Origin of the sequence: Hyalangium sp. (genome assembly GCF_045802625.1) — a bacterium.
GTDB lineage: Bacteria > Myxococcota > Myxococcia > Myxococcales > Myxococcaceae > Hyalangium.
This window is the reverse complement of the sequence record NZ_JBJMQP010000145.1, coordinates 36,269-62,283: the sequence shown is the minus strand read 5'-3', so window position 1 is coordinate 62,283 and position 26,015 is coordinate 36,269. Positions and strand designations below refer to the sequence as shown.

Below are 26,015 nucleotides of genomic sequence, written 5' to 3'. Positions count from 1 at the left end.
TCCGGAGGTGACCATGGCTGGCATGGAAGGCGAGGTGGTGGCGGAGATCCGCCGCATCCTCGGTGAGGAGCTGGAGTGGAAGGGCGCGGTGGAGCCCTCCCATGATCTGCTGAAGGATCTTCAGCTCGACAGCCTGGGGCTGACGGTGCTGGCGGTGGGGCTGGAGAACCGCTTCCGGGTGAAGCTGTCCGAGGAGGACTCGGTGGGGATCGTCACCGTGGCCGACCTGGCGCGGCTGGTCTCGACGCGCGTGGCGGCGACACCGGGGGAGCGGCGATGAGAGGGCCACCGCTGCCGCCGGTGAAGTACGGCACCGTGACGGAGATGCTGGGGGCCACGGCGCGCACGGAGCTGGGGCTCACCTTCGTGGACGCGGCCGAGAAGGAGACGGCGCTGTCCTGGGCGGACGTCCACCGGCGCGCTCAGCGCACCGCCGCGGGGCTGCACCGGCTGGGCGTGGGAGTGGGGGACCGGGTAGCCATCCTCCTGCCCACGTCTCCGGGCTTCATGGATGCGTTCTTCGGGGCGCTGCTGGCCGGCGCGGTGCCGGTGCCCCTCTACCCACCGGTGCGGCTGGGGCGGCTGGAGGAGTACCACCGCGCCACGGCGCGGATGCTGGAGGTGACGGGCGCGGCGGTGGTGCTCACCGAGCTGAAGGTGAAGCTGCTGCTGGGCGCGGCGGTGGAGGCGGCGCGGCCGAGGCTGGGCTGCCGCACGGTGGAGGAGGTGTCTCGCGGCGACGACGCGCTGTGCGTGAGCGTCCGGCCCCAGGCGCTGGGGCTCATCCAGTTCTCCTCGGGCTCGACGGTGGATCCAAAGCCGGTGGCGCTCACCCACGCGGCGCTGATGGCGCAGGTGGCCACGCTGGAGGCGGCCAGTCCGCTGCCTCCGGGCACGCCGCCCGTGGGAGTGTCCTGGCTGCCGCTGTACCACGACATGGGGCTCATCGGCTGCCTGCTCTCGGCGCTGTACTACCCGGGCAACCTGGTGCTGATCCCACCCGAGGTGTTCCTGGCGCGGCCGGCGCTGTGGCTGCGGGCCATCTCGCGCCACAAGGGCTTCATCTCTCCGGCGCCCAACTTCGCCTATGGCCTGTGCCTGAAGCGGGTGAAGGACTCGGAGCTGGAGGGCGTGGAGCTCTCGACGTGGAAGCACGCGCTCAACGGCGCCGAGCCCGTGTCGCTGGAGACGCTGCGCCGCTTCGTCGATCGCTTCGAGCGCTGGGGGTTCTCCTCCAGCGCGCTCCGCCCGGTGTACGGGCTGTCCGAGGCGTCGCTGGCCGTCACCTTCCCACCGGGGGGGCGAGGGCCGCGCTCGCTGGCGGTGGACGCGGCCGTGCTGGCTCGGGAGGGGCGGGTGGTGGAGGGCTCGCGGGCGCTGGTGTCCGTGGGGAGCCCGATGGCGGGCGTCGAGGTGCAGGTGCGAGATGAGCAGGGGCTGGTGTTGCCGGAGCTGCGGGTGGGCCGAGTCTTCGCGCGAGGGCCCTCGGTGATGGCGGGGTACTACGGCGATGCCGAGGCCACCGCGCGAGCGCTCAGCCCGGACGGCTGGCTGGACACGGGAGACCTGGGCTTCGTGGCGGGAGGAGAGCTGTACCTCACCGGCCGGGCGAAGGACCTGGTCATCATCCGCGGGGCGAACCATTCGCCACAGGCCTTCGAGGAGTGCCTGCATGCGGTGGAGGGAGTGCGCACGGGCTGCGCGGTGGCGCTCGGCTTCGCGCCCCAGGGCAGCGAGGATGAGGCGCTGCTCGTGCTCGCCGAGCGGGCCGGGGCCGAAGGGGACGACGCGGCGGTGGAGGAGCGGGTGCGCGCGGCGGTGGTGGCGGGCACGGGCATCCGCCCGCATACGGTGAGGCTGCTGGAGCCCGGGACGTTGCCACGGACCTCCAGCGGCAAGCTGCGGCGGAGCGAGGCGTTGCGGCGCTACCTGGCGGGCGAGCTCAAGCCTCCGAGGAAGGTGAGCACGGTGGGGCTCGCGGTGGAGATGGCGAAGAGCGCGCTGGCCTTCGTCCGCTCGGAGCAGGAGGGCTGACGCCACGCACGACGCTCGAGCGGGGGGCCCGCTCGCTCCGAGCGTGAGCTCGCCGCGGAGTCATCGTCATAGCTTCATCCGCTTGAAGAGGCCCTCGGGGATGGAGCGGATGATGAACATGATCAGCGCCCACTTGCCGGGCACGTAGACCTCGTTCTTGCGCTTGTCCGCCGCGCGGAGGAGCCCTCGGGCTACCTGCTCCGGCGAGGCGAAGAGCTTGTTCTTCGGCAGGTGCGCCGTCATGGGTGTGTCCACGAAGCCGGGCTTCACCGTCACCACGGCCACCTGGGAGCGCGCCAGCCGGTTGCGCAGGCCCTGGAGGAACACGCTCAGCGCGCCCTTCGAGGTGCCGTACACGTAGTTGCTCTGCCGGCCCCGGTCTCCCGCCACCGAGGAGATGACCACCAGCGTGCCGGCCTTCTGTGCCTCGAAGCGGTTGGCCAGCACCGTGAGCAGCGAGGCCGCGCTCAGGAAGTTGGTGCGCAGCACCTTCTCCGCCTCCGCCCAGGAGCGCTCGCACGCCTTCTGGTCCCCGAGCACACCGTGGGCGAGCAGCGCTCCGTCCAGCCCTCCGAGCACCTGGGTTGCGCGCTCCACGAGCGCCTCGTGCGCGGAGAAGTCATCCAGGTCCAGCGCCTGCTGCTCCACCTGGGAGGCCCCACGGGTGGATGCATCCTTCGCCACGGCATCGAGGTTCGCGGCGTTGCGGCCCACGAGGTACAGCGCGGCTCCGCGAGCGGCGAGCAGCCGCACCGTGGCCTGGGCAATGGCGCTCGTGGCGCCGAGGACGAGGACCTTCTTCATGGCGCCGGATGCTGGCCGAAGCGCGCGACGCTTTCTAGTCGGATACGCAGGTGGACCGGCTTCCATCAAAAGAGCAATTCCGCGAGCCAGGGGGCCCGGTGCGAGAGCTGGAGGGCCAGGAGGTCGGGTGCATGCGTGAAGAGCACCTCGTTGGGCACTCGCGTGGCGCCAAACGAGGACTCGATGAGCGCGGCCAGCTTCACCTCGTGAGCCTGGAACTCGGGAGGGAGCGGGGGGTAGCGCAGCCATGTCTCTCGTTCGGTCCGGTCATCCTTCCAGTGACGCGCGTAGAGAGCGTACACGGGGGCCAGCACGCTGATCATGCCGGTGACAGAACTCTCCTGGGTCCGTTCATGCCGAGGCTGCATTCCAGGCAGGGTGACCTGGCATCGAAAGGACGGGGTGAAGCCAGTGGGGAACGAGCAGGAGACATCGCAGCCCGGAAACGCCGCTTCCACTCGCTGGACGAAGCTGCTCCACGCGCGGGTGTCGCTCCTGATGGAGTCGATATGGCTCCGCAGGCGCTGCGACTCCTCGGAAGCCTCGGGCCGAGGCGCCCGTGGCGTGGACCTCGGGGGGTAGTAACGGCGGAGCACTTCGAGGAGGGCGTGGGCGGAGACACCGGGGTTCATGCGATTCACCAGCGATCCGGGGTGAAGAGCAGATCGATCAGGCGCGCCCGGCCCAGCCCGACATTGCCTTCCCAGGGATCTATCTCGGGAACAGGGGCGAAGAGGACGGCATTGGGCAGCCGCGCGGCGCCAAAGGTCGACTCGATGAGGGCGGCCAGCCGGGCCTCAGCCGACTGGAATGCGGGGGGGAGCGGAGGGTAGCGGGTCCATGCCTCCGCGAAGGGGCCCGTGTTCAGCGCGTGCGAGGCGTAGATGACATAAGCCGGGGCAAGCAGGCTCACCAAGCAGACGAGTTCATCGCGCGCGTCCTCTGCTTCCTTTGGCCAGGGTAAGGAGATCCGGAGCCGGTAGCACGGATCATGGGACAGCAGCGTCGAGTCCCAGAAAGTGGAGCCCGGGAACTCTTCGTGGACGCGCTGAACGAAGCCCCCCCAGGCGCGCATGTCCTTCCGGGCCTCTTCCAGAAACCGCTGGAGCCGCTGGATCTGCTCGGACTCCTTGTATCCTGGCTCATCGACCCAAAGGCGCAGGGGATAGTACTGGTGCAGGAGTTGGACGAGCGCCGCGGCTGAGAGATCCGGTTTCATACGCCACCTCATCCAGGACGATCCCATGTTTGTTGAACTCGGGCACTCCCACTCCAATCTTGCAGAGGGTGGTCTGGGGATACTGGGGCGAGAGTCTGCCCAACACGATGACAACCTGCGCGACCTTCCAGCCGCCTGCCCCGCTGCCCCCGCGAGGCACGACGTTGGCGAACTGGAACGCTCTCCGGGCCGGATGGAGGACTTCCCCACCTTCCTGCTCGTCCTTGACGCGACGGAGAGAGGGCGTCGCCGTCATCCGCCCTGGTCACCCATGAGGTAGGATGAGGCGAGTGGGCGGAAGCGACGGTCCCCCACGCTGGAGCATGCCCATGGGGAAGCAGCGCGCCTTGCTGGAAGTGGATCCGCTCTCGCTGCCCGTGGGGATGCGGATCGGCTCGTGGCGGGTGGAGGGCTTCAGAGGCCGGGGCTCCTACGGCACGCTCTACCGGGTGGAGTGGGAAGGCTACGAGGAGGCGGGCTCGTTCGCGCTCAAGCTGGCCATCACCCCCGGGGACCCGCGCTTCGAGCACGAGGCGGAGCTGCTCCGGCGCATCCAGAGCCTCCACGTGCCCCGGCTCCATGCGCACGGAGTGTGGCAGCACCCCTCCGGAGCCTTTCCGTACCTCGTCATGGAATGGGTGGACGGGGAGGCCCTGTACGACTGGGCCTCGCGGCGCAACCCCAGCTCGCGCCAGGTGATGCGGCTGCTGGCCCAGGCGGCGCGAGCCCTGGCGGCCACGCATGCGGCGGACGGTGTGCACCGCGACGTGAAGGGCGACAACATCCTGGTGAGGATGGGAGATGGCCGGGTCTTCCTCACGGACTTCGGGGCGGGGCGCTACCGAGGCGCGGGCACGCTCACCTCGAGGCTGCTGCCGCCGAGCACCCCCGCCTACCGCAGCCCCGAGGCGTGGGGCTTCGTGGACGTGTTCCGCCGCCACCCCACGGCGCACTACCCGGCCAGCGCGTGCGATGATCTGTTCGCGCTCGGGGTGACGGCGTACCGGCTGGTGACGGACGAGTACCCACCGCTCACCCAGCCCGGAGAGCCCGGAGCGGAGGTGTGGCGCGAGGGCGGGCCGGGGCCTCGGCCCCCGCGCGAGCTCAACCCGCGCGTGAGCCCGGAGCTGGAGACCGTCATCCAGCGACTGCTGGCGATTGCTCCCGTCGAGCGCTTCAGCGGCAGTGCCCAGGAGGCGGCGCAGGCGCTGGAGCAGGCGGCGGAGGCAGCGGGGCCCGAGGCGGACGCTCCGCTGTTCATGGTGGGGCATGAGCATGGGCGCCGGTGGCGTTCTCCGGGCGGTCTGCATCTCGCCGAGAAGCACGATGCCGCCGCCCGGGAGGAACTGGAGAAACAGCGAGCCAGGGAACGGGAGCGACCCGTGAAGGTCACTCGTCCAGTGGCGTCTCGTGCCTTCGCGCTGACATGGCGAGCGGCATGGGCGGCATGCCTGGCAGTGGGGCTCAGCTTGGTCGTCGCGAGGTGGACTCACCGAGAGCCGCAGAGGGCTCCGGCCCCAACGCCGAGGGAGTCCCGCGAGGATCGCAGCGTCGCCGTGGGAGACAGCGCGAGGATTGCCCCCGCCGAGAGCTCTGCGCCGGAACTCGGAGGGAAGAGTGGAACTCCGGTGGGCCGAGCGCTGCCAGAGAAGCCCTTACCCGGGCAGCTCAAGCCACCATGTAGTCCCAATGGAGAGGTAGTGATCCGCGGCGGGTGCTGGCACCGCATCGCCGACGCCCGACCGCCATGCGGGGAGGACATGTACGACTGGCAGGGAGCCTGTTACACGCCGAGGTTGTCGGGTCAGCGCCAGCCCACCTCGGATCCACCGTGAAGGAGCAGGCTGTTCCCCACGAGTTCAACCGGTTGATTTTCCAAGGCATGCTCCGCCAACACACGTTTCCCTCCGTCCCAGCGGTGAGACAGTGTGAGCGCGGCCCGGGCGTTCCATCGCCGCGGGAGGCCCCGGATCTGACCGGTCAGATCTGGCCCCCCCTGGATCTGACTGGTCAGATCTGGCCCCCCCCCGGATCTGACTGGTCAGATCTGGCCCCCCCCGGATCTGACCGGTCAGATCTGGCCCCGGCCTCAAGGTGCGCACTGCGGACACCTACGTCATCCGCCGCCAGAAGGACGACGAGAAGGCAGGGTCCACGTAGGGCTTGAAGCGCTCGAGCCGCGGGAAGTACGCCGCGAAGTTCTCCGCGCTCATCCGCGCATCCTTCGCCGGGTACACCGCGCCGCCCGCCTGCCGGGTAATGCGGTCCAGCTCCGCCAGCAGCCGCAAGGTGCGCTCGCCCCGGTTGGCGAAGTCCAGCGCCACGGTCACCCCAGGCCGTGGGAAGGACATCCACCCCGGCGAGGGCACGCTCCCGAACGTCTTCAGCACGTTCAGGAAGCTGGGCACCTCTCGCGCGCTGCGCTCCAGGATTTCCCTCAGCGCGTCACGCGCGGTGGAGTGGGGCACCACGCACTGGAACTGGAAGAAGCCCCGCCGCCCGTAGATGCGGTTCCACCGCTGCACCGCGTCCAGCGGGTAGAAGAACGGATCGTAGTGCTGCAGCCGCGCGCCCTGCTTGAGCAGGTTCACCCGGTAGTAGAGCCAGTTGAACGCCGCCACCGACAGCCGGTTGAGGCTGAAGCCCGGCAGATCAAACGGCACCGCCAGCCCCGAGCCCTGATTCAGGTGGCTCTTCTTCAGCGGTAACCCGTCCAACTGGGGCGGGGAGAAGTTGCCGCGGTAGTAGAGCCCCTTGCCCAGCCTGCGCCCTCGGGCCAGCCCGTCCAGCCACGCCACGGTGAACTCGTAATCCGGCTCGGACTCGCGAGACACCTCGAAGAAGGCGTCCAGGTTCTCCAGCGGCACCGTCTCCGTGAGCACGAACGGGTTGTGGATGGGCCGCAGCTGCACCTCGGCCCAGAGGATGAGGCCCGTGAGGCCCAGGCCCGCAATGGTCGCCTCGTACCAGTCCGGGTTCTCCTCCGGAGAGCACACGCGCCGGCTGCCATCCGAGCGCAGCAGCTCGAAGCGCCGCACGTACCGCCCGAACGTCCCCGCCCGGTGGTGGTTCTTTCCGTGCACGTCGTTGGCGATGGCTCCGCCCACCGTGACGAACTTCGTGCCCGGAGTCACCGGCAGGAACCAGCCGCGCGGAACCGCCAGCCGCAAGATCGTGTCCAGCGAGACGCCCGCCTCGCAGCGCACCACGCCCGTGGCCGCGTCGAAGCCCAGCAGCCGATCCAACGTGGCGGTGGTCAGCAGCGTGCCGCCCTCGTTGAGGCACGAGTCCCCGTAGCTCCGCCCCAGGCCATGGGGCAGCAGCGAGCTGCTCGAGACAGGCAGCGAGTCCGTCTGCCAGACGATGGGGTGCGCCTCCTGCTGTGTGACTCGCGGGAAGCGCCCCCAGGATTGATGCGCGTTCGTCATCCGAGCCTGCTCACGTCGCGGCCAGCAGCACCAGCGCCGCCACCAGCCCCACCGCGTAGCTCACCTTGTCCCGCAGCGCAAAGACGAGCGGATCCTCGTTCACCAGCCCCCGGTGCGCCAGCAGCCACACCCGGCTCACCCAGTACAGCATCACCGGGCACAGCAGCCACAGCCGCTCGGGGTGGGCGTAGATCACCGTCACCTCCTTGCTGGTGATGTAGAAGGCCAGCACCAGCACGGAGATGTAGCCGGCCGCCACGCCCAGGCTCGCCAGCTGCTCGTAGTCGCTGGCCAGGTAGCCCCGGCCCGGCGTCGCCGCCTCGTTGGAGAGCCGCAGCCGCCGCACCTCGGACAGCCGCTTCACCAGCGCCAGCGACAGGAACAGGAACATCGAGAAGGTGAACAGCCAGCTCGACGTGGGAACCCCCGTCGCCAGCGAGCCGCCAAAGATGCGCACCGTGTACAGGCCGGCCAGCACCAGCACGTCCAGCACCATCACCTGCTTGAAGTGCAGGGAGTAGGCGAGCGTCGCCACATAGTAGGTGGCCAGCAGCGCGGAGAAGGTCAGCGGCAGCAGGAGCAGCGCCACGGAGAAGCCCGCCACCAGCAGCACGGGCGCCAGCACCGCTCCCACCTTCACCGGCAAATCTCCCGAGGCGAACGGGCGCTGGCGCTTCGTCGGGTGCTGCCGGTCCGAGTCCAGATCCAGCAAGTCGTTCAGCACGTAGACGCTGGAGGCGCACAGGCTGAAGGCCACGAAGCCCAGCACCGCCTCCTTCAGCAGCCCGAGGTGCAGCCCCTTGTGCGCCGCCAGCGCCGGGACGAAGACGAGGATGTTCTTGGCCCACTGGTGCACGCGCAGCGCCTTCACCCACTTGCGCACGCCCGTGCGAGGCGCCTCGAACACGCGCACCTCGCCGCGGCCCAGCGCGCGCACCTTCCGCTGCAGGCCCGGCGAGCCATGCACCACCACCGCCCGGCGAGCCTCGCGCCACAGCGCCAGGTCCACCTCTCCGTCGCCCGCGTAGTCGAACGCGGGGTGCGCCTGCTTCAGCCTCGCCAGCTTGCGCGCCCCCGAGAGGTTCACCACCCCGTCGCTGGCGTACACCTCGGCGAACAGGCCCAGGTGCGCCGCCACCGCCTCGGCGATCGTCTGGTCCGCCGCGGTCGCCAGCACCAGCCGCCGGCCTCGCGCCTTCTCCTCGGTGAGGTAGGCCAGCAGCGGCTCGCTGTACGGCAGGCGCGCGGCATCGAGCCGCACCCTCCGGCCCACCTCCGCCTTGAAGGCCGCCTTGCCCTTGAGCATCCACAGCGCCGCCAGCACCAGCAGCAGCGGGTTGCGCTTGAGGAGCACCAGCAGGCTCTCGTGCAACGTGTCCGTGCGCACCAGCGTCCCGTCGAGATCGACGACGAGCGGCACGTCCACGGCGGAGTCCGAGGCTGGGGCGGGCGAGACAGGGGACATCACGGAAGGCCGGAGGCTACCGCAGTGGGCCCCCGGCGCGGGACCCATTTGGCGCGGGCTGCCGGCCCGCAGGTGGGGGAGCAGGCGGCTTCACTCCGGTTGCGCCAGGATGAGCGTCTGGAGCGGCAGGCGCCGGATGGGCTGCGTGCGGACGATGCGGTAGCCCGCGTCATCCAGGAAGCCCTCCATCTCGGCAGGGGTGTACGCCGCCGCCTTCGAGGTGAGGAAGTAGTGCAGGCCAATGAGCGCCGAGGCGCTCGGCTCCGCCTCTACCTCTTCGCGCAGGTACTCCAGGACGGCGAGCGTCCCCTTGGGCGCCAGCGCGGTGCGCACCCGGCGCAGCAACGCCACGTTCTGCGCGGGCGACAGGTGGTGCACCACCTGGAAGAGCAGCACCGCGTCATAGGGGCCGCCCAGCTCGGCGGTGAGGATGTTGCCCTCGCGGTGCGTCACCAGGTGCGACAGCCCCGCCGAGGCGATGATCTCCCGCCCCACGCGCACGCTGCCCTCCAAGTCCAGCACCGTGGCCTTCAGCCCGCGGTGGCGCTGGCACAGCTCCGCGGCGAACCAGCCATGCGCGCCGCCGAGATCCAGCAGGTGCTTGGCGCCCCGAGGCAACGCAATGGCCGAGGCCACCTCCGGCGCCGCCAGCCGCGCCAGCTGGTGCATGGCGTGGATGTAGTCCCGCCAGCGCGGATCCTCCGGAGCAAACCCGTGGATGTCCACGGACTTCCCGGTGCGCACCATGTCCTCGAGCTGGCTCCACCACTCCCACTGGGAGTAGTTGAACTCGATGAAGCCGCCGATGTACTGCGGCGAGCGCGGATCCAACCAGCGCCGCGCCCGCTCATCCAGCCAGTAGCGGCCCCGCTTGCGCTTCACCACCTCGCAGGACACCAGGCCCTCCAGCAGCACGCGCGTGCCCTCGGTGGAGAGCTTCAACCGCTCGGCCAGGGCCTCCGCGGTGCTGGGGCCGTCCGCGAGCGCCGCGTACACTCCCAGCCGCACCCCGGCCATCATCGTCCGGGAGCTCATCATCCCGAAGAAGACATGCACCACGGGCAGCGGGGCGAGGTTCAACCAGTTCGCCACGCGCTCCAGCAGGTTGTCCGCCCGGAAGCCGAGTCGCACTACCTCCTCCTCCGCCACACCGACACCAGCCCCAGCCCCGCCAGCACCAGCGCGCCCTCGGGGCCGAGCAGGCATCCCACGCGCGTCGCGTCGCGAACGCCGGTGTAGCGGCACTTGCCATCGTCGCAGCTGAAGCGCGGGGAGCAGTCATTGCTGCTGCGGCAGTTGGTGACGACGCGGCCCGTGTTGTCGTCCCCCTCGGGGTTGTCGCGATCGGCGCCGCCCCCGCCCACCGAGGCATCCGGGGTGGAGACGCCTCCATCCTCGTCGGTGCCGGCATCCTGGGCCCAGGCCAGACTCGGCGCTCCCAGGCCCAGGCCGAGCAGGATCGCAAGCAGGCAGGTACGCAAGGGGGTGAGGTGCGTCATGGGGGGCTGAACCTATACCCGCCCGGCGGCCCGGATGCACCCTTTGGGATCAGACTTTCCTGATCCTGCCCCGGGGTTTTGATAGGTTACGGCCACCGATGGCCCCTCGAATCCTCGTCGTCGACGACAACCAGGAACTTTTGTCCCTGCTCACGCAGCTGTTCGAGGATGCCGGCTACGAGGTGACCGCTGCCAGCCGAGGCCGGCAGGCCGTCGAGCTGGCTCGGGGGCAGCCTCTGGCCGCGGCGGTGATCGATATCCTCCTGCCCGACATGATGGGCTACCACCTGGCGGACACGCTCCGGAAGGAGCTGCCCCAGCTGCCGCTGATCTTCATCACCGGTGTGTTCAAGGGTGGGAAGCACGCCCTCGAGGCGCGGCAGAAGTACGCGGCGGCGGGCTACTTCGAGAAGCCCTTCGAGGCGCAGAAGCTGCGCGAGGCGGTGGCCAAGCTGGTGCCTGTGGAGAAGAAGGCGCCGCCCGCGGCCAAGAGCCCGGACGCCTTCGAGGTGGAGCTGGACATCGACGTGGAGGAGGAGGGGCCGCAGGACGCGATGGAGCTCACCGGCCGCATCAAGGTGACGGGGGGCGGCAACCTGTCGGCGGAGATCCGCGGCGCCAACCTCACGGCCAACCCGATGCAGAAGGGGCCGGTGACGGTGGTGCGAGCGCCTCCGCCGGGGCGGCCCGCGGAGCCGGTGCCCGCGGGAGCGGGCGGGCCGGGCCTGCGCCGGGGCGAGCTGACGGACAACCTACCCTCGCTGATTACGGCGTTCTACCTCTCGCGAGAGACGGGCGAGCTGGGCGTGCAGCGCGGCAAGGTGAAGAAGGTGGTGTACTTCGAGCACGGCACGCCGGTGTTCGCGCTGTCCAACCTGCTGTCGGACCGGTTCGGCCAGTTCCTGGTGCGGGTGGGCAAGATTCGCCCCGAGCAGCTCCAGGACGCGACGACGGTGGCGACGCAGACGCAGCGGCGCACGGGAGACGTGCTGGTGGAGCGCGGGCTGCTGAAGGACACCGAGCGGCTGTACTACGTGGGCCAGCAGGTGAAGGCGATCATCTACTCGCTCTTCTCGTGGGAGGACGGCACCTACGTGATGAGCTTCAAGGAGAAGGCGGCCGCCGAGTCCATCAAGTTGGACTTGCACCCGGCGAACCTGATCGTCCGCGGAGTGAAGAAGCTCTACAAGCCCGAGCGCCTGCGAAGGTTGCTGCGGCCGGAGGATCGGCTGATCCCGGCGGTGGCCCCGGCCTACAACCTGAACGAGGTGGAGCTGGAGCGTTGGGAGGCGGAGCTGCTGCCGCGCATCGACGGGAACCGGACGGTGGCGGAGCTGCTGGCGTACGCCAACCGGCCCGAGCAGGTGGTGTACGGCTTCCTGGTGGCGATGCTCTCGCTGGGGATCCTGGACCGGCGCACGTAGGCGGCCGGGCTCACGCTTGAGCCGCGAGCCGCGGGGCAGGGTGCGCCCAGCGCTCGCGCAAGCGGAGGAAGGGACGCTCCACTCCCAGGTGCAGCAGCGTGGCCACGGCGAGGATGCACGCCGCGGACGCCAGCAGCGTGACGGGGTGATAGGGGCCCAGCTCGTACTTCGCGAGCGCCCCATGCACGGCATGGATCACCAGCTTGTGCGAGAGGTAGAGGCAGTACGTCACGCTCGCCAGCCACCGCGCTCCGGGCACCCGCCCGAGGAACCGCGAGCCCACCTCCGTCGCGAGGTAGAACTGCTCCTCGATGCACAGGGACCATGCGTGGGAGAACGCGCCGCCCTCCAGGTTCAGGTTCTGCGTGAAGGTGAGCATGCTCCAGAGCGGCGCCAGGTTCGGCTGCTCTCGCGCATCCGGGACGAGGGCGTAGACCGCCAGCACCACCCAGTAGGCTGGGACGACCCGCATCAATCGGCGCATGCAGAAGACGCCCAGCCGCGGCCGCTCCCCCACCGCGAGGGGCGCCAGCAACTGCCGGCCAATGAGGAAGCCGCTGAGGACGAAGAAGAGATCAACGCCAATCCACCCGAAGTGCGCGACCGACTCGAACCACTCCGGCGCCCCATCGTGCGGATAGTGAAAGCTGACCACCATCAGGATGGCGAGCGCCCGGAGCGTGTCCAACCCGGGCGCGTGGCGAGCAGGCTCCCCGAGGCGGGAATCACTGAACGTGGGCTCGCCAGCCATGAGAGGAAAGATCCTCAAGCGCGACGGTGGCTACAGCCGCGAGCCAATCCAGAAGAGGCCCAGCGCCCCGGAGCCCACGGCGACGGCGCGGTGCACCCAGAGGGCCAGCCGGCTGCCCAGGCGGGACATGCCCTCGGCGAAGAGCAGGCCCACGGCGCCCATGCCCAGGAGGATTCCCAGGGCGAAGCCCGGCAGGTAGCTCCACGCGCCCAGGCTCATGCTCCCGCCCATCAGCAGCGGAGGCAGCGCCAGCAGCAGCGAGCGCACTCCGCTCACGGCCATGAGGGCGCCCGCCGCGGTGCTCACGCCCTCGTGGGCGTGCGAGTGGGGATCCTCGGTGTGGCCGGGCAGGTGCGGGTGGCCGTGACGCAGGCTGTTGGGGAACAGGAGCGCCGTGACGGCCAGCGCGATGAGCACTCCGCCGCCGAACACCTCGGCCCAGCGCTCGAAGGCCTCGGACAGGCCCACCCCGGCCAGCAGGCAGACGGTGGCCACCCCGCCCAGCACGGCCGCATGCCCACAGGCGAAGCGCAGCGCCGTTCGCATCGCGGCTCGGCGGCGGCCCTCGCCCAGGGTGTTGAGCGTGGCCATGGCGGCGCAGTGGTCCGGCCCCACCGCGTGGAGCAAACCCTGGCCGAGACCGACGGCGAATGCGAAGAAGGTAGGAGACACTTGGCGGCGCACCCTACCCGTCCGCCGCTTACGTGGCCAGCATGGGAGAGACCATGGTTTCCAATTCTTCGCATCGCCGCCTTGCCGCCCTCCTGTGCGCGCTGGGCCTGCTGGTGTTGCCGGGCTGTGACAAGGGGCCTGAACAGCTCGCCAAGGCCGAGGCCCAGTACTCGGAGCTCGTCCAGCGCGGGGTTCCTCCGAGAGACCCGGCCTGGGACGCGGTGATTGCCGCCTATGACGCCATTCCAAAGGACTCGAAGGCCCGGCCCAAGGCGGACATCCGGATCGCGGCGCTGCGAGCGCTCCGAGGCAAGCTGCCTCCCCGGCCGCTGGCCACCCCGGGAGGCCTGGTGGGCCCGGACGTGGAGGCGGTGGTCCAACAGCGCGCCGAGTGCGAGAAGCTCGCCCGGCTCATGGGCATGGAGAAGGAGGAGCGGCGGGACCAGGTGCGGCAGCAGCTCGACGCCTGCCGGGAGAAGCTGGTCCGCCTGGAGGCGACGGCGCACCCGCCCGGAGAAGGCGGAGAGGAGCACGAAACCGTCGGCGGGCCGGAGTTAGGGAGGGAGCGCCAGAGGTGACCTGCAACGTAGTGCTTGCGCGAGCCGGGGGAGGGCGCTAGCAGAGGGGCCATGCCCATCCCTCAACTCGGCAGCCAGGCGCCGGATTTCCAGCTCGCGGACCACTCCGGACGGACGGTGTCGCTCTCCCAGCTCGCGGGGAAGAACGTCGTCCTCTACTTCTACCCGAAGGATGACACCCCGGGGTGCACGGTGGAGGCGTGCAACTTCCGCGACGAGCACTCGGCGCTCGAGAAGGCCGGCGCGGTGGTGCTGGGCGTGTCGCCGGACGACGCGAAGCGCCACCAGAAGTTCATCACCAAGTACAACCTGCCGTTCCCGCTGCTGGTGGACCCGGACCACAAGGTGGCCGAGGCGTACGGCGCCTGGGGCGAGAAGTCGAACTACGGCCGCAAGTTCATGGGCATCATCCGCTCCACGTTCCTGATTGATCCAAAGGGGAAGGTGAAGCAGGTGTGGCCCAAGGTGAAGGTGAACGGCCACGTGAGCGAGGTGCTCTCCGCGCTGACAGGTGGAGGTTCGGCGCCCGCGAAGAAGGCTGCCGCCAAGAGCGCCCCCGCGAAGAAGGCCGCGGCCAAGAAGGCGCCCGCGAAGAAGGCGCCCGCGAAGAAGGCCGAGCCTCGGAGCCGCTGAGCCCCGGAGGCGTCAGCCGTCACTCACCAGCCGTTACGGTCCGGGCGTGTGGGATGGAGACGAGGGCCGCAGCTCCGAGCCCTCCAGCTCCACCTCATCCACGTAGCACCAGCCCCAGTCCTCACCCGGCTCCAGGGAGCGGATGAGCGGGTGACTGGATTGATGGAAGTGCCCGGTCGCGTGCCGGTTTGGCGAGGAGTCACAGCACCCCACGTGGCCACAGGCGAGGCACATGCGCAGGTGCACCCAGCTTCCGCCCATGCGCAGGCAGTCCTCGCAGCCCCGCCGGGTGCTGGGTTGAACGTTCGCGATACTGTCCAGGTGCGTGCACTCGGGGATGTTGCTCATGGCCAGGTCTCCTGGAGGCGCGCTGCTCCCTGCCCACGCGCTCCCTGAGTTCAAGGGTAGCGATGAGCCAGTCCGCGAGGCTGCTTGCCCGCATGGCTGCGCGGCGGTGCTCCTCGTCCAGGAGGCAGGCATCTGCCAGGCCGAAGCGAACGGATCGCCGCGAGCCCGGCTCCTCGCTTGCTTTCCCCTGTAGTGCTCCAGGGATATCACCCCCTTGTGAGTGCGACAGCGCGTGAGAGAGCTACGGGCCGGCGGTTGACCATGCTGCATGACTCCATCGACACCCGCCTCTTCTCCTCCTTCCCACCGGAGGTGATCCAGGAGGCCGAGCGCGAAGGACGGGTCCGCGCCCTTCAGCCGGGCGAGACCCTCTTCGCCGAAGGCGAGCTCGACTCCGACATCTTCATTGTCCTCTCGGGCGAGCTCCGCATCACCCGGCGCTCGGGAGACGCGGAGGAGCTGCTCGCCGTTCACCGGCAGGGAGAGTTCGTCGGAGAGCTCTCGCTGCTGTCGGGTGAGCCCATGGAGGCCACTGCCCGGGCGGTGAAGCCCGCGAGAGTGCTGCAGGTGGAGGCCGGCGTCTTTCGGCGCATGCTGGCCGAGGGCACGCCCCTGGCGAGGTTCGCCCTGCGAGCCCTGGCGGCACGCCGGCAGGAGCTCGAGGCCCAGCTGCGCCAGCAGGAGAAGTGGGCCACGCTGGGGCGCCTCGCCGCGAGCCTCTCGCACGAGCTCAACAACCCCGCCGCCGCCGCGAGACGCGCGGCCGAGCAGCTCCGAGAGGACTGTCTGGCCGCCCAGCACCGGGGGCTCACGCAGGATTGCCGGCTGACGGATCCTCAGCGCAAGGCGCTCATGGAGCTGCTCCAGGCCCTGCGCGTGGCCCCCGCCCCGATGCTGGATGCGCAGACCCGGAGCGATCGGGAAGACGATCTGATCGAGTGGCTGGGAGACCACGGGATGCGTCAGGCCTTCTCACGCGCTTCGATCTTCGCCAGCGCGGGGGTGAACCTCACGCACCTGGAGGAGCTCGGGGCCGTGCTGGACGGACCAGCGCTCCCGGCCGGGCTGGGCTGGCTGGAGACCACGCTCTCGCTGGCGCAGCTCGGAGACGTGGTGGAGGCGAGCGCCGATCGCATCACCTCGCTCATCGCCTCGGTGAGGCAGTACACGTACATGGATCCAGGCGCGCTCCAGGAGGTGGACGTGCACACCGGGCTCGAGGCGACGCTGGCCATGTTCGCTCACCGGCTGCGCGGCGGCGCGACGGTGACGCGCGACTACGACACCTCGCTGCCCAAGGTGTGGGCTCTCGGTGGCGAGCTCGCGCAGGTGTGGACCAACCTCATCGAGAACGCCCTGGACGCCATGAAGGACCGGGGCAACCTGCACGTGAGCACCTGCCGGCGCGGAGACGAGGTGCACGTCGAGATCACCGATGACGGCCCCGGTATCCCCGAGGAGCTGCAGGAGCGCATCTGGGAGCCGTTCTTCACCACCAAGCCCCTGGGGGAGGGGACGGGGTTGGGGCTGGACATCTCGCTGCGCATCATCGAGCACCGGCACGGGGGGCGCATTTGCCTGCTCCGCTCCAAGCCCGGAGAGACCCGCTTCCGCGTGGAGCTGCCCCTCAAGCCAGAGCTGCCTCACTGAGCCGAGGGGAAGCTCGCCTGCTGGCCCCAGGCACGGACTGACTCGCGGTGGAGCCGCTGCTCGGTGGGTGGTGGGAGCGCGGGAGGGTGCTCATCCCTTGAGGCAAAGGGGGGCTCGTGTGTCCCTCGGGGGGTGGGCATGAGACAGAGCGGCTTTCGAGCATGGAAGGCGTTGGGCGGGCTGGCGGCGGTGGCCCTGCTGGGCGTGGGGTGCGGAAAGCTCCCCACCACGGGCGGGCGACGGCCGGATGATCCCCCGCAGAGCATCCTCGCCACGGAGGTGCGCCACGAGCCTGCTGGCTTCTACCAGCGGTTCCAGTACTCGCCGGACCGGGGCTACAACGGCACCATCGCGCAGCTGGGTTCGAGCATCGACCCGCGCACGCCCGAGAAGCAGGGCGTGCTCAATCGCAGCCTGCCGGTGGATGTGACGGGCCGGCCCGCGCCCTCGACCTCCGAGTCCGCTCTGGGCATCGGCGGCAGTGGCCTCCAGGCTCGGTGACCGAGCGGGCGGGTGAGCGCACCTCACCCGTCTGCTGGGTTCACGGGCCATGAAGGGGTGCCCATCCCTCTAGGACCGCACTTGGAGCTGAGGGGAATGCACATGACTGACAGGAACATCCGACGGTGGGCGCTGCTGGGCGCGCTGGTCTCGACCGCGCTGCTGACTCCCGCGTGCGACAGGAAGATCCCGAAGGAGGGCAGCAGCTACGAGGGCAACGTCAACGAGGCGCAGAAGGTGGAGACGACCGGCACGGGCGGCTCGGGCCTGCCTCGGGCGGGGCAACAGCAGGCGATCGGCGCTCCTGGCTACTCGAGCCCGGCCGAGAGCCCGCTGATCTCCCCGCTGCCCGCCGAGCCGCAGCCGCAGCTCAGGGAGTCCGGTGGCAATCGCAAGGCTGATCAGCGGCTGAAGATGCCCAGCGGCGAGCGCTCCAACACGAAGCAGTGAGGCCGCGGAGCCGGGCTACGTCAGCACCTCGGTCGGGTCCTTCCCGGCGAAGGTGCTGGCGAGGCCTTGGGCCAGCGCGCGGTGCTCGGCGCTGCCCAGCGTGGCGACCCGGTCCTCGGGGGGGTGGGCGAAGCGCGCCTCGAGCTGGCTGAGGCGCCGGTGAGCCTCGGTGATGCGCTCGCGAGGGATGCGGCCGGACTCCACCGCCTTCACCACCGCCTCGATGGCCTTGCGCTGCACGTCCCAGCGGTGGCACACGAGGAACAGATCCACGCCGGCCAGGGTGCCCAGCACGGCGGCCTCCTCCACCGAGTAGTGGTCCGCGATGGCCTTCATCTCCAGGTCGTCGCTGACGAGCACGCCATCGAAGCCCAGCTCCTGGCGCAGCACGCCGTGGAGCACCTTGTGGCTCATGGTGGCGGGCACGCCCGGTTCAATCGCGTCGAAGAGCACGTGCGCCGTCATCAGCGAGGCGAGCCCCGCCTGGCCGAAGGCGCGGAAGGGAACCAGCTCCACGCGGCGCAGGCGCTCCAGATCATGCGGCAGCCGGGGCAGCGTGAGGTGGCTGTCCGTGGTGGTGTCTCCGTGGCCGGGGAAGTGCTTGCCGCAGGAGGCCACGCCGCCGGCCTCCAGCCCGCGCCCGAGCGCCACGCCCAGCCTCGCCACCACCTCCGCGTCCCGGCTGAAGCTGCGGTCGCCGATGACGGGGTTGGCGGGGTTGGTGTCCACATCCAGCACGGGCGCGAAGTCCCAGTCGAAGCCCACCGCGCGCAGCTCGTGCGCGAGCAGGCGCCCCACGCGCTCGGCGGTGGCCTCGGTGCCGCGCTGCCCCAGCTCGCGCATGGAGGGCAGGGCGGTGAACGGAGCGCCGCGCAGCCGGGCCACCCGTCCCCCTTCCTGGTCCACCGAGAGGATGAACGGCCTGCCCGCGCGCTGCTTCACCTCCCGGCACAGCGTGGCGGTCTCCTGCGCGGTGCCCACGTTCCGCTTGAAGAGGATGGCCCCGAAGATGCCGTCGTCCATGAGCGAGGCGAACTCGGGATCCACACGGGGGCCGGGGAAGCCCACCATGAAGAGGCGGGCACAGTCTCGGTAGAGGGCGGAGGCGGTCGTCACGGGCCCACCTTATCCCCGGCGTTCGCCTGGAATTCCAAGGCTTTCTACCCCAGGAGTGAAGCAGCCAACCCAGCGGGGGGGCGGGCGAGGAGATGCCTCCTGATTCGCGGCCCTTTCCACCGTAGGATGGGAGCGAAACGGAACCCAGGAGGTAGAACGAGCAACGGGTTCCACATGGTAAACACCGGTCAACTATGCACGCAGCGCTTGAAGTCCTCCTCGCCGATGGCGTGATTGATGAGGTCGTCGCCCGCCTCAAGAGCGGTAAAGAGGCGGACGTCTACATCGCCACGCACGGCGGCCAGTACGTGGCGGCGAAGATCTACAAGGAGCGCAGCCAGCGCAACTTCAAGAACAACGCTGGCTACAAGGAAGGGCGGCTGGTGCGCAACAGCCGCACCCGGCGAGCGATGGAGAAGGGCAGCCGCTTCGGCCAGGAGGCCGAGGAGGAGGCCTGGAAGACCGCCGAGTCCGACGCGCTCTCCAAGCTGCACACCTCGGGCGTCCGAGTGCCCGCGCCGGTGATGTTCTACGAGGGCGTGCTGCTCATGGAGCTGGTGGTGGACACGGAGGGCCAGCCCGCGCCGCGCCTGATTGACGCGCTGCTCACCCCGGAGCTCGCGGTGGAGTTCTATCGGGATCTCCGGCAGCAGGCCGTGAGGATCCTCTGCTGCGATCTCATCCACGGCGACCTGAGCCCCTACAACATCCTGCTCGGCGCCAGCGGCCCCACCATCATCGACTTTCCGCAGACCGTCGCCGCGGCGGCCAACAGCCAGGCGGAGTTCTTCTTCAAGCGGGACGTGGACAACCTGCTCCAGTTCTTCGCGGGCTACGACCGGAGCCTGCTGGGACGAGCGGGAGATGCGTCGGAGATCTGGCGGGCCTACGTGCGCCGCGAGCTGACGCCGGACTTCGAGCCGAGCGGCCGCGGCATGCCGGATGCGCGCGGTCCTCGGGCCGGAGGCCGTCCAGGTGGCAGGCCTCAGGCAGAGGGGCGGCCCCTTCCTCCCCGCGAGCGCCCACACGCCGAGGCTCACGAAGCGCCCGCGGCCGCGGCTCCCGAGGTGGAGGACGAGTTCGCCCTGCTGCGCCAGGGCGGTGGCGAGCGTCCCAAGGTGGCCCAGCTCGCGAAGAATGCACGGGGCGGAGAGCGCTCGCACCGAGGCGGCCCAGGAGGCGGTCCTCGGGGCGGCCATCACCCCGGGCGTCCGAACGGAGGCGGGAAGCCGGGGGCTCCGGGTGGGAAGCCGGGGGCTCCGGGTGGGAAGCCGGGGGCTCCGCACGGTGGGCGGCCGCCTCATGCAGGGGGCCAGGGTCCGTCGCGCGGGGGACATCCTCGGAACGGCGGCCATGCTCCGCCCGCCGCGAACGCTCGACATGGGGGCACTGCTGCGCAGGGAGGTCATGCCCCCCAGGGTGGACAGGCTTCGCACGGCGGGCATGCTCCCACCCGTGAGCACGCTCCGCACGGCGGGCATGCTCCCACCCGTGAGCACGCGCAGCAGGGCAATCACGCCCAGCACGGCGGCCATACTCAGCACGGCGGCCATGCTCCGCACAGTGGAACCCCCCACCCGCAGCAGGGTGGGCACCCCGCGCATCGCGGCAGTCATCGCCGAGGTGGGCCTCCTCAGCACGGAGGACAGCCTCAATCCGCGGCGGGAGGGCCGGGCCACCGAGGAGGAGATCGCCCCCCGAGAGGCCCCCGTCCAGAGGCCGCGCCTCGCAACGCTGAGCCTCCAGGGCCTCGTGGCGGGCGCCCTCCGCGTCAGGGTGGGGCTCCACGGCGCGGCACCGCTCCGGTCGTCACCTACGTGTCCCGAAACGCGGGAGCCCCTTCGGGGGGTTCCACGGAAGAGCCCTGATTCACCCGCCCCCGCTCTCAGGCCGAGAGCGGGGAAGGCAGAGCGTCGGGCTGCCTCCGGGGGAGCACCACCGTGAACGTAGCGCCCTGGCCGAGCGTGCTCTCGACCTGGATGCTGCCGCTCATCGCCTCCACGATGGTGCGAGTGATGTAGAGGCCCAGCCCCAGGCCTCCATAGTGCCTGTCGGACACCGCGCGCTCGAAGCGGTCGAAGATGCGCGACAGGCTCTCGGGCGCGATGCCAATGCCCTCGTCCTTCACGCGCAGCAGGGCCCGGCCCGCCTCCGCCTCGAGCTGGATGTGGATGGGCTTTCCAGCGCCGTACTTGATGGCATTGTCGACCAGGTTGGTGATGACCTGCTCCAGCCGGAGCTTGTCCCAGTGCCCGGCCACGGACTCAGGGGCCTCCAGCACGAGCGGGGAGCCGGCCCGTGCCGCCTCCAGCTCATGGCGTGCCACCACCTCCCGCGTGAGCAGGCCCAGCTCCACCTCCTCGAACTCCAGGCGGAACCGCCCCCCGGCAATCCGGGCCACGTCGAGCAAGTCCCCCACCAGCTCGGACAGCTTCTTCACCTGCCGGGAGCCGACGGTGACGTAGTCCTCCACTGTTTTTCGGAAGGGAGAGTCGGGCTGCCGCCGCGCCTCGCGTGAGAGCATCTGCAGCTTGAGGCTCAGCGGGGTGAGGGGCGTCTTCAGCTCGTGGCTGGCGATGGAGAGGAACTCGTCTCGCAGGCGGATGGCATCCTGGGCCTCGCGGTACAGCCGCGCGTTCTCCACCGAGAGGGCCGCGCGCCGCGCCAGCTCCTCCAGCAGGGTCAGGTGCGTCGTCGTGTAGCGCCGGCCGGAGTGAGACGTGAAGAAGCTGAGCACGCCGAGCGCGCGCCCTCGCATCATCAGGGGCACCACGATGTACGAGACGGCACCCAGGGCGGAGATCAACCGCCCATGTGCCTGGCTCTGCGCGCCCGGCTGGCCGAGCGAGCCGGTGACGTCCTCGAAGAGGAGGGACCTGCCCTGCCTGAGCGCCTGGAGGGACGGAGAGCCGGGGTTCGAGGAGTTTCCGTCCTCCTGGACCAGCCGCGCGAGGCCGGCCTCGTCCGGCGCGGCGCTCACCGTCTCCACCCGCTTGAGCGTCCCGTCCGGTTGCAGCAGGTCGACCATGCACCAGTCCGCGAGCGCCGGCACGGCGAGCCGGGCCACGTTGCGCAGGGTGGACTCGTAGTCCAGGGACGAGGCCAGCACACCACTGGCCTCGGCGAGGAAGCGTGAGTGCGACTCCGCGCGCAGGAGCTCCTCCTCGGCATGGCGCTGCTCCGTCACGTCCCGCTGGATGCCCCAGGCTCCCACGAGGAGCCCACCCTCGACGATGCCCACCAGGTTGTTGAGGAAGATCCGGGGCGAGCCATCCCGAGCCACCTCGCGGGACTCCGCGTTCTCGAGCCGGTAGCCGCTCTGACTGAAGGCCCGCAGGAACTCCACGTTGCCTGGATCCTCGCGCACCAGCAGCTTCGTCAACGCAGTGCCCTGGAGCTCCGCCGCGCTGTCGAAGCCATACATCCGAGCCATGGCGTCGTTGCACTCCGCGATGTACGAGTCCTGGAACATGCGCTCGATCTGCTCGTCCTCGGGCAGCGAGGTGGGGATGGGAGCGGTGGCGACCCGGTAGATGCCCTCGGTGCTCTTGCTGACGAAGCCGCGGTAGCGCTCCTCGCTGCGCTGGAGCTCGGTGGCCAGCGCCTCGGCTTGCTGGCGCGCGCGGACGGTGGCGGTGACGTCGAAGCCGAAGTGGGCAATCCCGTCGATGCGGCCCTGGGCGTCGCGCGTCGCCTGATAGATGAGCGTGATGAAGAGCTCCCGCTCGGTGCCATCGGGCCCGGGGAGCTTGACGGGCACCTCCCGAGCCGTGAAGGCCGTGCCGGTCGCGTACACGCGATCGAGCTGGGCCACGAAGCCCTGGGGCTCCACCTCGGGCACGGCCTCACGGATCGTCTTGCCCAGCACCGGCCTGTGCCCCAGCGCATCGTTGTTCAGCGGGTTGGACAGTGTGTAGACGTGCTCGGGCCCGCGGAACAGCGCCACGAAGGCGGGGGCCTGCATGAGCAGCTCATGCAGGCGAGCCCGCTCGGCCTCCAGCTCGAGCCGGGCCTGGCGCTCGAGCTCCAGCAACCGGGTCCGCTCGGCGCTCCTCCGCCGTAGCGACAGGTTCAGCCGCGTCATCACGGAGCCAATCACGACGAAGAGCCCGAGCGAGACCGCCTGGCCGGGGTAGAGCTTGAGCGCCTGGAAAGGCGGCAGGAAGTAGTAGTCGGTCGCCAGCGCGGACAGGCCCATGGACAGCAGCCCCGGCCCTGCTCCTCCCCACCAGCCCGAGAGCATCACCGCGCCGAAGAACAGCAGGAAGGGCGTGGCGAGGATGTAACTGCCGAGGGTCTTCTGGAGCAGGAGCGCCAGCGCGGTGCTCAGGACGGCAACACCGTAGCGTCCCGGCGTGGAGCTCGCGAAGGGGGAGAGGTTCGCGGCCAGGCTCGGAAGGCTTCGCAGCGGCTGCCCTGGGTGGAGCTCTCGGGAAGGGTGCATCATCGCGGGTGGCGCTGACTACTTCCGCAACAGCGTACCCTCGAAGAAGAAGGCAGCGCACGCGGCGACGATGAGCCATGTCCAGAGCGGAACCTTTGGGCGCTCGGCGTCGTTGCTGGAGGCCTTGACCGTCTCCTCGCCGAAGTAGGCGGTGAGCGTGTCCGAGGGGACGCGCGTGAGATCGCTCTCGGCCGGGTCCAGCGTCACGGGGAAGTCCAGCGCCTGGAGCGGCTTGCCATCGGCGCCCAGCACGGCATGCAGGCCCGGCTCCACCAGGGGGCCGGCCACCACGGTGCCATCCTGCTGCGCCTTCACCGGCAGCTCGGCCCCGTCCGGCGCGCGCACCGCGGCGAGCGTCTGTCCTTGCTCGGGCCGCAGCGTCACCGTCTCACCCACGCGCACCCGCTGCTCCTCGCGCTCCTCCAGCGAGCCGGTGAGGTACGCGGCGAAGCGCTGCATCAGCGGCAGGAAGCTGGTGCGGATGGCGAAGTCACTCCAGTCACGGTCCACGGTGCTGGTGAAGAGCGCCACGCGCCCCTTGCCCCGCCGGGCCACCGCCACCGCCGGGGCGCCGTCCTCATAGGTGGCCAGCACCTGGCTGGTGCCAGCGGCCGCGGGGTTGTCCGCCTCCAGCAGCATGTAGCGGTAGAAGCGAGCCCCCACCAGGCCCTCCTCGGCGCGGCCGGTGAAGGGAGAGAAGAGAGGGTGCTCCAGCTGCACCTGCGCCAGCTTCGCCGCCTTCGAGTCCGAGTCGGGGTCCTCGCGCTCCACGCTGGTGCGCACCACCCGCAGCGGCCGAGGCAGCAGCGCGCCGAGCTGGCGGTTGTACGCGTCGGGGTCCACGCGGTCGCCCATGCTCATGAAGAGGCCGCCGCCCGCCTTCACGAAGGCGGCCAGCCGCTCCGAGTCCTCCTTGTTGGGCGCGGGCACGTTGAGCAGGAGCACCAAGTCATACGTGGAGAAGTCCTCGCGCAGGCCCGCATCCGTGTCGCGCACGGACGCGTCCACCGGCGAGCCCGGAGCGGACAGGGCGGCCTCCACGAAGAAGGCCTCGTCCCGGTAGCGCGTGGCGTGGGGCGAGCCGTTGACGACCAGCGCCTTGAGCGTCTTCGGCACCGGCAGCACGAAGGGCCGCCGGTCATCCTCCGGCAGCGAGTCCGGCGCGAGCACCACCATGCCCTCCACCGTGCCGCCCTGGGGGAAGCGCACCGTGAGCGTCTTCTGCGCGGTGCCATTGGCGGGCACGTCCACGAAGCCCTTGGCCAGCGTGGACTCGCCCACGCGCACCGTGGCCTCCAGGTCCTTCACCGCCTGTGGGCCGTAGTTCTTCACCGTGAAGGTGAACTGGAAGGCGCGCGGTCCGGCCTGCAGCGCGGGCTCCATCTTGAGGTCCACCAGCGCGTGGTTGGGCAGCGCCTCGCGGCCCGAGGCCACGTCCCGCAGCACCACCTCTGGCCGCACCAGCTTGCCGGTAGGGTCCTTCACCGTGGGCGGCGGCGCCTCCAGCCGGAAGGCCGTGGCCGTCATGTCCGAGACGAGCACCAGCCGCTTGCCCGGCGTGGGGTTCTCCTCCAGCGCCCGCGCCGCCATGTCCATGCAGCGCGAGAGGTCCGCGGTGCCATAGGTGGGCTTGGCCTCGTCGATGATGGCTCGGAGCCGAGCGCGATCAAAGCCGAGCGGCGGAGGCGTGGCGGGCGCGTTGGTGCACACCAGCACCGTGGAGGGCTCGTCGGCCTGTAGATCCTTGAGGGCGTCGCGCGCCTCGTCCTGCCCGCGCTCGAAGAGCGAGGTGCCGTCCGACCACCGCATGGAGAGCGAGGCATCCAGCACCACGGCGGTGGCGGCCGGACCCTTCACCACCGCGGCGGCCTGCGCGTCCTTGCGCAGCTCCGGCCGGGCCAGCGCGATGGGGATGGCCAGCAGGATGAGGGTGCGCAGCGCGTACAGCAGCAGCCGCTTGAGCTTGAGCCGGCTGGCCGTGCGCTTCTGGCTGCGCAGCACGAAGGCCATGGGCGGGAACGGGTGCGGGCGGGGCCGCCGCCGATCAAACAGGTGCACCAGCAGGGGAATGAGCGCCCCGAGCGTGCCCCAGAGCATCAACGGGTTGCCGAAGATCAACGCCGCCTCCCGCGCCGCGCCAGGAAGCGCAGCAGCACCTCGTCCAGCCGCTCGTCGGTGCGCACCAATTCGTAGTCCACGTCCGCCTCGGCGCACGCCGACTTCACGCTCGCCAGGAAGGCACCGAACTCCTCCAGGTAGCTCTCCTTGATCTCGCGCGGGTTCACCTCGACACGCGCATCCCCCTCCATGTCCAGGAAGAGGGTGGGATCATCGAAGGGGAAGGTCAGCTCCGCCGGATCCACCACATGGAAGAGCACCACGTCGTTCTTCCGCTGCCGCAGGGCGAGGATGCGCTTGAGCGCGTCCTGCCGCTCGTCCAGCAAGTCCGACAGGACGATGACGGAGGAGCGGCGCGGGAGCACCTCGGCCAGGTGGTCCGCCGCGCTCACCAGGTTCGTCCCACCCTGGGCCTGCGCGTGCTCCAGCGCATCCAGCAGCACGTTGAGGTGCCCGGCGGAGGCGCGCGGAGGCACATCCCGGAAGGTGTCGCCCGCCATGACGGCCAGGCCCGCCGAGTCCTGCTGGCGCACCAGCAGGTAGCACAGCGCGCCGGCCAGGATGGTGGACACCTCCAGCTTGGAGAGCGCCCCGCTGCGGTAGCCCATGGAGGCGGACGCATCCACCACCATCACCGAGCGCAGGTTCGTCTCATGCTCGAAGCGCTTGATGTAGTACTTGTCGAACTTGCCGTAGGCCTTCCAGTCCAGGTGGCGCAGCTCGTCGCCGGGCGCGTACTCCTTGTGCTCGGCGAACTCCACGCTCTGGCCCTGGTGGGGGCTCTTGTGCAGGCCAGAGAGCACGCCCTCCATGACCGCGCGGGCGCGCAGCTTCACTCCCTGCAACCGGGACAGCGTCTGGGCATCGAGCAGCGCCATGGG

The 26,015-nt window shown here is 70.2% G+C and carries 24 protein-coding genes; 10 read left to right on the top strand and 14 right to left on the bottom strand.

The window, feature by feature from the left end:
• The first annotated feature begins 13 nt into the window (after positions 1-13).
• Both ACJ8AT_RS26435 and ACJ8AT_RS26430 read left to right on the top strand, forming a co-directional pair.
• The gene (locus ACJ8AT_RS26435; protein ID WP_407740641.1) at positions 14-280 is read left to right on the top strand and encodes an acyl carrier protein; all 267 of its coding nucleotides are present in this window, start codon (positions 14-16) and stop codon (positions 278-280) included.
• Positions 277-2,034, top strand: a complete 1,758-nt coding sequence (locus tag ACJ8AT_RS26430) for a fatty acyl-AMP ligase (protein ID WP_407740640.1) — start codon at positions 277-279, stop codon at positions 2,032-2,034. The genes ACJ8AT_RS26435 and ACJ8AT_RS26430 overlap by 4 nt, the downstream gene beginning before the upstream one ends.
• A 66-nt stretch (positions 2,035-2,100) precedes the next feature.
• Here ACJ8AT_RS26430 and ACJ8AT_RS26425 read toward each other — a convergent pair whose 3' ends face one another.
• The 3 genes from ACJ8AT_RS26425 to ACJ8AT_RS26415 all read right to left on the bottom strand — a co-directional run bounded on the left by ACJ8AT_RS26425 (position 2,101) and on the right by ACJ8AT_RS26415 (position 4,057).
• Entirely contained in the window at positions 2,101-2,838 is a 738-nt protein-coding gene (locus ACJ8AT_RS26425; RefSeq protein ID WP_407740639.1) for an SDR family oxidoreductase, read from the bottom strand.
• A gap of 65 nt (positions 2,839-2,903) precedes the next feature.
• Positions 2,904-3,161 (bottom strand): hypothetical protein, encoded by a 258-nt coding sequence (locus ACJ8AT_RS26420; protein ID WP_407740638.1) that lies wholly within the window; start codon positions 3,159-3,161, stop codon positions 2,904-2,906.
• 314 nt (positions 3,162-3,475) lie between these two features.
• Positions 3,476-4,057, bottom strand: coding sequence for a hypothetical protein (locus ACJ8AT_RS26415; RefSeq protein WP_407740637.1), 582 nt, complete (start codon positions 4,055-4,057; stop codon positions 3,476-3,478).
• A gap of 329 nt (positions 4,058-4,386) precedes the next feature.
• On the opposite strand from ACJ8AT_RS26415, the gene ACJ8AT_RS26410 reads away from it, so the two are divergent.
• A complete protein-coding gene (locus ACJ8AT_RS26410; protein WP_407740636.1) occupies positions 4,387-5,892 on the top strand; it encodes a serine/threonine protein kinase in 1,506 nt (501 codons plus the stop codon).
• A gap of 276 nt (positions 5,893-6,168) precedes the next feature.
• On the opposite strand, the gene ACJ8AT_RS26405 is transcribed toward ACJ8AT_RS26410, so the two are convergent.
• The 4 genes from ACJ8AT_RS26405 to ACJ8AT_RS26390 all read right to left on the bottom strand — a co-directional run bounded on the left by ACJ8AT_RS26405 (position 6,169) and on the right by ACJ8AT_RS26390 (position 10,449).
• Positions 6,169-7,485 carry an FAD-dependent oxidoreductase gene (locus ACJ8AT_RS26405; protein ID WP_407740635.1) on the bottom strand — a complete coding sequence of 439 codons (1,317 nt, stop codon included), beginning with the start codon at positions 7,483-7,485 and terminating at the stop codon, positions 6,169-6,171.
• A 10-nt stretch (positions 7,486-7,495) separates the two neighbouring features.
• Complete coding sequence (locus tag ACJ8AT_RS26400) at positions 7,496-8,950, bottom strand: UbiA family prenyltransferase (RefSeq protein WP_407740651.1); 1,455 nt, start codon at positions 8,948-8,950, stop codon at positions 7,496-7,498.
• Positions 8,951-9,040: 90 nt separating this feature from the next.
• Entirely contained in the window at positions 9,041-10,081 is a 1,041-nt protein-coding gene (locus ACJ8AT_RS26395) for a methyltransferase (RefSeq protein WP_407740634.1), read from the bottom strand.
• On the bottom strand, positions 10,081-10,449 hold the full coding sequence (locus tag ACJ8AT_RS26390) for an MXAN_6627.5 family MYXO-CTERM protein (RefSeq protein WP_407740633.1): 369 nt from the start codon (positions 10,447-10,449) through the stop codon (positions 10,081-10,083). The genes ACJ8AT_RS26395 and ACJ8AT_RS26390 overlap by 1 nt, the downstream gene beginning before the upstream one ends.
• 98 nt (positions 10,450-10,547) lie before the next feature.
• On the opposite strand from ACJ8AT_RS26390, the gene ACJ8AT_RS26385 reads away from it, so the two are divergent.
• Positions 10,548-11,873: a response regulator gene (locus ACJ8AT_RS26385; protein ID WP_407740632.1), complete on the top strand. Its 1,326-nt coding sequence runs from the start codon at positions 10,548-10,550 to the stop codon at positions 11,871-11,873.
• 10 nt (positions 11,874-11,883) lie between these two features.
• Here ACJ8AT_RS26385 and ACJ8AT_RS26380 read toward each other — a convergent pair whose 3' ends face one another.
• Both ACJ8AT_RS26380 and ACJ8AT_RS26375 read right to left on the bottom strand, forming a co-directional pair.
• Positions 11,884-12,624, bottom strand: a complete 741-nt coding sequence (locus tag ACJ8AT_RS26380; protein ID WP_407740631.1) for an acyltransferase family protein — start codon at positions 12,622-12,624, stop codon at positions 11,884-11,886.
• A gap of 30 nt (positions 12,625-12,654) precedes the next feature.
• Positions 12,655-13,296, bottom strand: a complete 642-nt coding sequence (locus tag ACJ8AT_RS26375; RefSeq protein WP_407740630.1) for a hypothetical protein — start codon at positions 13,294-13,296, stop codon at positions 12,655-12,657.
• 53 nt (positions 13,297-13,349) lie between these two features.
• Between ACJ8AT_RS26375 and ACJ8AT_RS26370 the strand changes: the two genes are divergently transcribed.
• Complete coding sequence (locus ACJ8AT_RS26370; protein ID WP_407740629.1) at positions 13,350-13,874, top strand: hypothetical protein; 525 nt, start codon at positions 13,350-13,352, stop codon at positions 13,872-13,874.
• Positions 13,875-13,925: 51 nt separating this feature from the next.
• On the top strand, positions 13,926-14,507 hold the full coding sequence (gene bcp / locus ACJ8AT_RS26365) for a thioredoxin-dependent thiol peroxidase (RefSeq protein WP_407740628.1): 582 nt from the start codon (positions 13,926-13,928) through the stop codon (positions 14,505-14,507).
• A 33-nt stretch (positions 14,508-14,540) separates the two neighbouring features.
• Here the strand turns inward: bcp and ACJ8AT_RS26360 are convergent, their stop codons facing one another.
• Entirely contained in the window at positions 14,541-14,855 is a 315-nt protein-coding gene (locus ACJ8AT_RS26360; protein WP_407740627.1) for a ubiquitin carboxyl-terminal hydrolase 14, read from the bottom strand.
• Positions 14,856-15,116: 261 nt separating this feature from the next.
• Between ACJ8AT_RS26360 and ACJ8AT_RS26355 the strand changes: the two genes are divergently transcribed.
• The 3 genes from ACJ8AT_RS26355 (at position 15,117) to ACJ8AT_RS26345 (ending at position 17,456) form a co-directional block, all read left to right on the top strand.
• Positions 15,117-16,505, top strand: a complete 1,389-nt coding sequence (locus tag ACJ8AT_RS26355; protein WP_407740626.1) for a sensor histidine kinase — start codon at positions 15,117-15,119, stop codon at positions 16,503-16,505.
• A gap of 138 nt (positions 16,506-16,643) precedes the next feature.
• Entirely contained in the window at positions 16,644-17,006 is a 363-nt protein-coding gene (locus tag ACJ8AT_RS26350; RefSeq protein ID WP_407740625.1) for a hypothetical protein, read from the top strand.
• A 102-nt stretch (positions 17,007-17,108) separates the two neighbouring features.
• A complete protein-coding gene (locus ACJ8AT_RS26345) occupies positions 17,109-17,456 on the top strand; it encodes a hypothetical protein (protein WP_407740624.1) in 348 nt (115 codons plus the stop codon).
• A 15-nt stretch (positions 17,457-17,471) separates the two neighbouring features.
• Here ACJ8AT_RS26345 and nagZ read toward each other — a convergent pair whose 3' ends face one another.
• On the bottom strand, positions 17,472-18,572 hold the full coding sequence (gene nagZ, locus ACJ8AT_RS26340) for a beta-N-acetylhexosaminidase (protein ID WP_407740623.1): 1,101 nt from the start codon (positions 18,570-18,572) through the stop codon (positions 17,472-17,474).
• A 194-nt stretch (positions 18,573-18,766) separates the two neighbouring features.
• Here nagZ and ACJ8AT_RS26335 point away from each other — a divergent pair, with 194 nt between their 5' ends.
• Positions 18,767-20,440: an RIO1 family regulatory kinase/ATPase gene (locus ACJ8AT_RS26335; RefSeq protein WP_407740622.1), complete on the top strand. Its 1,674-nt coding sequence runs from the start codon at positions 18,767-18,769 to the stop codon at positions 20,438-20,440.
• Between the two features lie 17 nt (positions 20,441-20,457).
• Here ACJ8AT_RS26335 and ACJ8AT_RS26330 read toward each other — a convergent pair whose 3' ends face one another.
• From ACJ8AT_RS26330 to ACJ8AT_RS26320, 3 genes are read right to left on the bottom strand one after another with little or no spacing between them, the layout of a single operon-like run.
• A complete protein-coding gene (locus ACJ8AT_RS26330; RefSeq protein WP_407740621.1) occupies positions 20,458-23,019 on the bottom strand; it encodes an ATP-binding protein in 2,562 nt (853 codons plus the stop codon).
• Positions 23,020-23,034: 15 nt separating this feature from the next.
• Positions 23,035-25,134: a BatA domain-containing protein gene (locus tag ACJ8AT_RS26325; protein WP_407740620.1), complete on the bottom strand. Its 2,100-nt coding sequence runs from the start codon at positions 25,132-25,134 to the stop codon at positions 23,035-23,037.
• Positions 25,131-26,012: a DUF58 domain-containing protein gene (locus ACJ8AT_RS26320; protein WP_407740619.1), complete on the bottom strand. Its 882-nt coding sequence runs from the start codon at positions 26,010-26,012 to the stop codon at positions 25,131-25,133. Before ACJ8AT_RS26320 ends, ACJ8AT_RS26325 begins: the two co-directional genes overlap by 4 nt.
• Positions 26,013-26,015 lie beyond the last annotated feature (3 nt).

What these genes read in the sequence shown, in the direction of transcription:
- ACJ8AT_RS26435 (WP_407740641.1), top strand. Translation starts at nt 14, where the DNA reads ATGGCTGGCATGGAAGGCGAGGTGGTGGCGGAGATCCGCCGCATCCTC.
- ACJ8AT_RS26430 (WP_407740640.1), top strand. Translation starts at nt 277, where the DNA reads ATGAGAGGGCCACCGCTGCCGCCGGTGAAGTACGGCACCGTGACGGAG.
- ACJ8AT_RS26425 (WP_407740639.1), bottom strand. Translation starts at nt 2,838, where the DNA reads ATGAAGAAGGTCCTCGTCCTCGGCGCCACGAGCGCCATTGCCCAGGCC.
- ACJ8AT_RS26420 (WP_407740638.1), bottom strand. Translation starts at nt 3,161, where the DNA reads ATGATCAGCGTGCTGGCCCCCGTGTACGCTCTCTACGCGCGTCACTGG.
- ACJ8AT_RS26415 (WP_407740637.1), bottom strand. Translation starts at nt 4,057, where the DNA reads ATGAAACCGGATCTCTCAGCCGCGGCGCTCGTCCAACTCCTGCACCAG.
- ACJ8AT_RS26410 (WP_407740636.1), top strand. Translation starts at nt 4,387, where the DNA reads ATGGGGAAGCAGCGCGCCTTGCTGGAAGTGGATCCGCTCTCGCTGCCC.
- ACJ8AT_RS26405 (WP_407740635.1), bottom strand. Translation starts at nt 7,485, where the DNA reads ATGACGAACGCGCATCAATCCTGGGGGCGCTTCCCGCGAGTCACACAG.
- ACJ8AT_RS26400 (WP_407740651.1), bottom strand. Translation starts at nt 8,950, where the DNA reads ATGTCCCCTGTCTCGCCCGCCCCAGCCTCGGACTCCGCCGTGGACGTG.
- ACJ8AT_RS26390 (WP_407740633.1), bottom strand. Translation starts at nt 10,449, where the DNA reads ATGACGCACCTCACCCCCTTGCGTACCTGCCTGCTTGCGATCCTGCTC.
- ACJ8AT_RS26385 (WP_407740632.1), top strand. Translation starts at nt 10,548, where the DNA reads ATGGCCCCTCGAATCCTCGTCGTCGACGACAACCAGGAACTTTTGTCC.
- ACJ8AT_RS26380 (WP_407740631.1), bottom strand. Translation starts at nt 12,624, where the DNA reads ATGGCTGGCGAGCCCACGTTCAGTGATTCCCGCCTCGGGGAGCCTGCT.
- ACJ8AT_RS26370 (WP_407740629.1), top strand. Translation starts at nt 13,350, where the DNA reads ATGGTTTCCAATTCTTCGCATCGCCGCCTTGCCGCCCTCCTGTGCGCG.
- bcp (WP_407740628.1), top strand. Translation starts at nt 13,926, where the DNA reads ATGCCCATCCCTCAACTCGGCAGCCAGGCGCCGGATTTCCAGCTCGCG.
- ACJ8AT_RS26360 (WP_407740627.1), bottom strand. Translation starts at nt 14,855, where the DNA reads ATGAGCAACATCCCCGAGTGCACGCACCTGGACAGTATCGCGAACGTT.
- ACJ8AT_RS26355 (WP_407740626.1), top strand. Translation starts at nt 15,117, where the DNA reads ATGCTGCATGACTCCATCGACACCCGCCTCTTCTCCTCCTTCCCACCG.
- ACJ8AT_RS26350 (WP_407740625.1), top strand. Translation starts at nt 16,644, where the DNA reads ATGAGACAGAGCGGCTTTCGAGCATGGAAGGCGTTGGGCGGGCTGGCG.
- ACJ8AT_RS26345 (WP_407740624.1), top strand. Translation starts at nt 17,109, where the DNA reads ATGACTGACAGGAACATCCGACGGTGGGCGCTGCTGGGCGCGCTGGTC.
- ACJ8AT_RS26335 (WP_407740622.1), top strand. Translation starts at nt 18,767, where the DNA reads ATGCACGCAGCGCTTGAAGTCCTCCTCGCCGATGGCGTGATTGATGAG.
- ACJ8AT_RS26330 (WP_407740621.1), bottom strand. Translation starts at nt 23,019, where the DNA reads ATGATGCACCCTTCCCGAGAGCTCCACCCAGGGCAGCCGCTGCGAAGC.
- ACJ8AT_RS26320 (WP_407740619.1), bottom strand. Translation starts at nt 26,012, where the DNA reads ATGGCGCTGCTCGATGCCCAGACGCTGTCCCGGTTGCAGGGAGTGAAG.